General features: G+C 31.8%; 7 protein-coding genes. 4 read left to right on the top strand and 3 right to left on the bottom strand.

Translation table 11 applies throughout. The features are described from left to right. Positions 1-305 precede the first annotated feature (305 nt). Entirely contained in the window at positions 306-476 is a 171-nt protein-coding gene (locus tag EC501_RS18465; RefSeq protein WP_158599747.1) for a hypothetical protein, read from the top strand. A 294-nt stretch (positions 477-770) separates the two neighbouring features. Here the strand turns inward: EC501_RS18465 and EC501_RS18060 are convergent, their stop codons facing one another. Further along, on the bottom strand, positions 771-1,355 hold the full coding sequence (locus EC501_RS18060) for a hypothetical protein (protein ID WP_158599746.1): 585 nt from the start codon (positions 1,353-1,355) through the stop codon (positions 771-773). A 154-nt stretch (positions 1,356-1,509) separates the two neighbouring features. On the opposite strand from EC501_RS18060, the gene EC501_RS18055 reads away from it, so the two are divergent. Next, positions 1,510-1,947: a hypothetical protein gene (locus tag EC501_RS18055; RefSeq protein WP_122973726.1), complete on the top strand. Its 438-nt coding sequence runs from the start codon at positions 1,510-1,512 to the stop codon at positions 1,945-1,947. A 952-nt stretch (positions 1,948-2,899) separates the two neighbouring features. On the opposite strand, the gene EC501_RS18045 is transcribed toward EC501_RS18055, so the two are convergent. Both EC501_RS18045 and EC501_RS18460 read right to left on the bottom strand, forming a co-directional pair. Continuing rightward, positions 2,900-3,523: a hypothetical protein gene (locus EC501_RS18045; protein ID WP_122973725.1), complete on the bottom strand. Its 624-nt coding sequence runs from the start codon at positions 3,521-3,523 to the stop codon at positions 2,900-2,902. 248 nt (positions 3,524-3,771) lie between these two features. Further along, positions 3,772-3,915 carry a hypothetical protein gene (locus EC501_RS18460; protein ID WP_158599745.1) on the bottom strand — a complete coding sequence of 48 codons (144 nt, stop codon included), beginning with the start codon at positions 3,913-3,915 and terminating at the stop codon, positions 3,772-3,774. 407 nt (positions 3,916-4,322) lie between these two features. Here EC501_RS18460 and EC501_RS18035 point away from each other — a divergent pair, with 407 nt between their 5' ends. After that, positions 4,323-4,829, top strand: a complete 507-nt coding sequence (locus EC501_RS18035) for an RNA polymerase sigma factor (protein ID WP_122973723.1) — start codon at positions 4,323-4,325, stop codon at positions 4,827-4,829. After that, complete coding sequence (locus EC501_RS18030) at positions 4,822-5,766, top strand: anti sigma factor C-terminal domain-containing protein (RefSeq protein WP_122973722.1); 945 nt, start codon at positions 4,822-4,824, stop codon at positions 5,764-5,766. Before EC501_RS18035 ends, EC501_RS18030 begins: the two co-directional genes overlap by 8 nt. The last annotated feature ends 178 nt before the right edge of the window (positions 5,767-5,944 follow it).

The raw sequence follows: 5,944 nt of genomic DNA, 5'->3' as shown, positions 1-5,944 counted from the left end.
ACCACCATCAATTTAAATTCTTCATTATATTTAGTTATAAAAAATCACCCCAAAAGTTAGTTTTTTTACTCTAACTTTTGGGGTGCAGTACCTCCTTGAATAAGGAAAGTGCTTTATTCAATTAAAGGGCCAGATTGTGGTATAAGACTCAGTAAATGGCTTGTATAATTATGTTAATGTTAAGGTTGAGATTGTATCGAATATAGTTAAATAATGGAGTAGATTAGTTTAAGAATCTAAATATTGTATTGAAATTTTTAGGGGAAATAGTAAACAAGAGTATTAGATGAAAAGGAGCGGGTGTAATGAACTTAGAAGAAAAAAATCAAAAAAAAAGGGAAATTCAAGGGAATTATAGGAAGATAATTAATAAAAATAGAAAAGCAAGTAACATTAATAGAAGAGAAATTTTTATAGTATCTTTAATTATGTTCCTGTTTGTTTTAATTTATATCATGGCAGGTCCTGGATTTTGAAAGAATTGTAAGCAACTTAGTCAGATATATACTTTTTTTATGTAAACTAACAGTTGCTTTAGTTCAACAAGTAAAGGGAATAATTATCATCTTGATGTCAACATTCTAGCTCGTTTGTTAAGGAACGCATATTCATAACTAGATTTATTCATACACTTTAAGCGAGTATTTCTTCTTATAATTTTAATAGAACTCCTTTCTTTAATGTTAAAAGAAGCTTACTCAAATATATAAAAGTAAGCCTCTTCTTATTTTTATAAAACAATAATAGAATTGTATCTATTAATATTTTAATTAATCCCAAAAAGTAATTAAGTCTTTTGTAGATTGCATAGTAGACTTATAAATGAAAAATTCAGCTTGGCCATTATCCCCGTCACAATATCCTGAAATATCAGGGAATATCATTTCATAAAAACCAGCACCAGAAAATTTGAAATTTTTTACAGTCGTATCAAGTAAAGGATCATGTTCTCTTAAAGAGTATAGATAGGGACCAAACTTAGATTGAACAATAGTTACGCGGTAATCTCCGCCATGGGATGGATAAATACTAGATTTACTTCCAACAAATTCGTCGCCAATTAGGTCCCATTCTCCAGCGCCTAGAAGAGAAATACCTGTATTATTATAGTTGCTTTTCAATGATAAATTAGCCATTTCGACACTTGGTGAATCAGAGATTCTTCTAATAATGACATCATCAGTTATTAAAATATCTTGATCTTCAGTAAAATAAATCGTTTCTACTTCTGATTCAGTTTGTGCTACTTGTTGTTCTTCAGTAGAATTACTTAATTCGGCTGCATCTGCCTCATCATAAAATAAAAAACTGCCTCCCACTAAGAGAAAGCCAAAAAATAATTTTCTCATAACCAACCTCCTATATTATATGACAAAATTATACAATAATATATTGCGATTGTAATAGATTGTAATATATTTAATACAGTTTAAAGTTAATAGTTATTTTTTGATAAAATGAATTATACATTTACTAAAGTACTTATAGTGATATATGGGAGGAAGAAGTATGAAAAAAATTCTTATTTTGATATTGTCAGTTATTTATATATCTGGTTGTAATGTTTTATCTTCTTTTGATACGTTTGAACCTGTGGAAGGCAAAATTGTTAGCGATAATAAAGAATATACAATGATAATAGGAGATTTCGAGTGGGTTGAAGAGGATTTTGAAGCAAATAAAAAAAGCAATTTAGATAAAAAAGGGTTAGCGGATGAATTTGATACGTTAGAGTTGGAGAAAGGTACAAAATTAAAAATTGAAATTGATGGAAGCCCTCTTTCGTTAAAAATAAACGAGGAAAGTGAAGACGGGTCCGTTAAATCTATAGATATTAGAGAAAGCGAAATCACCCTACCTACAAATGAGGGATATTATATTTATGAAGTAAATGCAAAATGGAATGAAGGGAATATCTCGTATGTTTTTGATGTAAATATTAAATAATAAAAAGGATTACAGTTTTCTCTACAGGAATTTTTGGCATGGAAAATAGATATTAACAAAAGCTTTCAGAAAAAGGAACTAAAATTCGTTTTAAAACAAATCGTTATTCAATAATCGGGCACAATTCTTGAATTGGATTGTGCTTTTTTCAGCAATCGGGCCATATAATTGAAGCTTTAGAAATATCATAATCTCATTGATAAATAAAAAATATATGGGATATTATTAAATTACAATAAATGGAAGTGTGCCAAATATGTGCAGTAACATTTTATTGAAACATCAAGGGGAATGTTTGAAATTTTTAAAAGTGGGAAGGGACAACCACTATGTGTTACTCATTTATATAGTGAATATGATTCGAGAGGTAATTTGCGAAGAGCAGGTAATAAAGAATGGTCGTTGATGTCTTTGTTTTCTGAGGAAAGTTACGAAAAAATGATTAACCATCCAAATAGCGGAAAAACAGTATCGAAACGTTTGGATTATTTTTGATATGAGGAATTGCCTTCTTATGATTTACGTCCACAATTACCGGAAGTAACTTTAAAGGCTTACATCTATGGAGGAAGACATTATGCTCAGTGTCCATACGAATTTGCTGAGGAAAAGGTAGAATTAATGCCTAATGCAGTATTAAAAACCTTCGATTACAGTAACCATTTTCCATTCGTTGAAGAAGAATTTAAAATATTTTTTTTGAGATCAACGATTTAGTTGTTTTTTTTAAAATGGGGTATAAGAGTTGATATTCTAATTATAGGAGTTCTTATTCAACTACTAACAAGAGGGGCTTTGTAGAAGAACAATCCTGAAGAATCGGTCGCAATTCTTGAAGAGGAATTGTTACCTTTTTCAGAAATAGGGCCAGAATGTTGAGGAACTTACAGCTTTATAAAGGCGCTTGACAAGCGAGTAGAGAAGGAACAGAAGGATTTAGAAGCCCGAGATTTTATTTTAAAGGACATAACTTAGAGCAATTGATGTCACGCCAAGGAAAGTGTTGGGACAATGCGCCCCAGGAATCTTTTTTCGGCATTTTAAAGATGAAGTAGACTTTAATTAAGTAAAAACACTCGATGAACTCACTGCGAAGATTCATCACTACATCGTCTATTACAACGGCCTTAAAATTCATTTCGATACTAGGGTAAGAATACCAGCCTGACACTTTTACTCCTTTTGCACAATTGTATCCTGATCCGCTGCTCCAGGTTCCTCCAGAAGTACCGTCTGAAAGAGGCGTTATTAAATCTGTATCGCTATCCATTGGTGGTTCAATTACATTTCCTGCTTCATCGTAGAATGTGGCTTCACTAAAATCAACTCCGCTTGCTGAGCCATCTGAATATGTAGTGATTTGAGAATAGGGAGTTGGATGGTCAGTTCCTAAACTTCGTTTAACGGAGTTTTTCGGCTCTAACAAATTTTCATTCGCTTTTTCAAACAAAGCGTTCTGCTCTACCAAAACATTGTTAGTCGAAGAGTCTACACCTTCCGAAGCAAAAGCGGAAGAGCTGATACCCGCGAGGGATAGACCAAGGGCAAAACCTGCTGTGTAAATTAATTTTTTCATTTCCAATGCTCCTTTGTTGTTTTTTTATTACAAGTATATTTGTAATAATTATCCATTATATATATAATTTTGCAATGAAAATCTATTAAATGTCAAATACTTCTGAGCAAGACTTTGGAGGTGTAAAAAACTAATATTCGCTAATTTTCCCTATGGATTTCGAATGCAAAAAAGGCTGAAAACAACTACTAATACCTTCAAAATTGTATTCGTTCTAAAATAAAGACTGGAATTTTTTAGCGTACCTTTTACTCTTCTGTTGTGAAAGTTGAAAGAACCCAATCCCATAGTTCTGATACAAAATTTGTAAATGAATCGACTAACCCTTTTGTTGATTCGTCATTAGCGAACTCATTCCATTTATCTTTAGCTGCTGAGATCGTATCATTCACTTTGGACCAAACGATATTAAGGTCCTTTTTTGGTGGAGGGGAGAAGATTATAATCATGGAGAAGAATTTAGAACCATTTAATGAGTGTTGGTTTATTTAATCAATGGGAAGCTATTACTCCAGCCGAGACAGTTTAAAATAGAGCATTTGAAGATAAAAAAACTATTTTGTAGAGTATTTCTTTATTCCACAATCGGGGGCTATTTTTCAAAAGGAAGGGTAGCTTTTTTATTTTAGCAAAAAGAGTATCCTTAAATGAGAATTAGCCATTACATAAACCAATTCAGTTTTTATTGTCCCTAACTCTAACACAGGCATTCCGTATTTTTAAAACTATTTCCAGCTTTGCTGTAAACCTTTTTACGAAAATGGACTCTTTATTAATGAAGACTTTGAAAGGAGGAGCTATGAATTCTCATCTATTGTTGGATATATACAATAAACAAGCAAAAATGATTTATTACTATTTAAAAAAGAACGGTTGTAGTCATGAAGATGCAGAAGATATTGTTCAAGAGAGTTATACGAAATTTATCGCTTATAGTAGTGGTGTTCCTTCAGAGAAAGCTCTTTCTTATATTTTTACCATTGCAATGAATGAATTTAAAAAGTGTTTAAAGAAAAAAGGGATAGAAAGAGCTATTTCGATTGATGAACATCGCTTCTGGAATAATTTTGCAAATGACCATGATACTGAATTGAGCGTTATAAATATCGAAATGAATCAAGAAATTTCACTTATTTTAGAAAGCATTCAAGAAATCTATAAGCAGCTCTTACTATTAAAATACGAGCTTGGACTTAGTTATAAAGAGATTGCTTTATTACTAGGAATGAAGGAAGAAACGATTAGGACATATTTATTTCGGGCAAGGAAAGAATTTCAAAAGAAGTGGAGGAATCTACATGAATGATTTTTCAGACGATCTTTATCTTTTTGATGAAAAGAAAATCAAGAAGGCAGTAAGAAGAGGAAAAATGAAGACGATCATTATAACTATTTTTGTTTCTTTAGTGGTATTTGTAATCTTGAACATAGCTAATTTAGCTATTTCATCACATTTTAGCCAAAAGGCTTTTAATCAATGGGATGCATATGTCCGTCTCAGCACTCCTAATGGATACATAAGTGAAACCGTGGATTCAAGGGGGGTATTAGGTGGAATAAGCAACTATGAAATTTCAAAGGATTTTAAAATTAAATCGGTCGTTATTGAACAAAAACAATATTCATTTGGTCTAATCCCATCTGTTTTAACTTCAAGAAGTTCAGGTGGAAACGTGGGAATTACAGGTGAAGATTGGCAATTTAGCTATAAAGAAAATGGGTGGAGAGAAATGCTATTTTTCCACCCCAATGTACCTTATAAACAATATAAAGATGATGAACAGTTAATTAACGGTATGCAGGGAGACAAAGTTTATGAGGTAGCACTTTCATTTGATCAGCCTTACAAACCAAATGAACTTTTTATACAACTTCCTGAAATGACATGGTTTTGGATAGACACTTATAGTAGTGAACAGTTAAACAAGTTTCAAAAAGAGGCAAAAGAAAACGATTGGTCTTCAACATTTATTAGAGAAAAAGATGCACTAGGTTTCTCAATAAATACGCCTTATATTTCACTCCATGATTTAGACAGTGAGTATGAACAATTTTTAGATTTACTGCAAATGAGTATTTCCCCTGATCACCAGAATGCTTTTAACAAGATGAAAGATATCAAGTTAGAGGATGTAGAAATATTAGGGGTGGTCGTTTATGGAACGAAGGATGAATTAAAAGAAATCCTAGAGAATCCTATCATTAAAGCTTCTTCGCTTGGAGGAGTCATTGAAAATTATTAGGATAAAATAAATAATATTGTTTTGCATTATCGAGTATTCCACAATCGGGCGCGATTGGGTACTGCACCCCAAAAGTTAGAGTAAAAAAACTAACTTTTGGGGTGATTTTTTATAACTAAATATAATGAAGAATTTAAATTGATGGTGGTTCAAGAATATTTAAGTGGCTCACTAGGAT

The organism is Lysinibacillus halotolerans, assembly GCF_003711845.1.
Classification (GTDB): domain Bacteria; phylum Bacillota; class Bacilli; order Bacillales_A; family Planococcaceae; genus Ureibacillus; species Ureibacillus halotolerans.
This window is presented reverse-complemented; position numbering and strand designations above follow the sequence as displayed.